Annotated in this window: 1 pseudogene; it reads left to right on the forward strand. The window is 72.0% G+C overall.

Going from position 1 to position 454, the window contains the following annotated elements:
• Positions 1 to 443: pseudogene (locus J5M71_RS28345) on the forward strand (hypothetical protein); the annotation flags it as partial.
• Between the last annotated feature and the right edge of the window lie 11 nt (positions 444 to 454).

The raw sequence follows: 454 nt of genomic DNA on the forward strand, positions 1-454 counted from the left end.
TGTCGGATCCGGCCGGCCGCGTCGGCGACGCGCAGATCGAATGGCTCGCGCGGGATCTCGCGCGACAGCCGAAGGACGCGCGCATCGTCGTCTTCACGCACCGGCCGCTCTTCGATCTCGCGCCGCAATGGGACTGGGCCACGCGCGACGGCGCGAAAGTCGTCGACGTGCTGATGCCCTATCCGAACGTCACCGTGTTCTACGGACACATCCATCAGGAGCACCACGCGATGACGGGCCACATCGCGCACCACGCGGCGCGCTCGCTGATGTTTCCGCTACCCGCGCCCGGCTCGCAGGACAAGCGCCTGCCGGTGCCGTGGGACGCCGCCGCGCCGTATCGCGGGCTCGGCTGGCGCGAAGTGCGCGTCGGCGACGCGGCGCGCGCGCCCGCGTTGACCGAGATGCCCGTCGCCGCGCCCCAACCGCAACCGCGCGCCTGAGGAGACTGCGA

The sequence above is a fragment of the Pseudomonas sp. 43(2021) genome (assembly GCF_017490805.1).
Lineage (GTDB): Bacteria > Pseudomonadota > Gammaproteobacteria > Pseudomonadales > Pseudomonadaceae > Aquipseudomonas.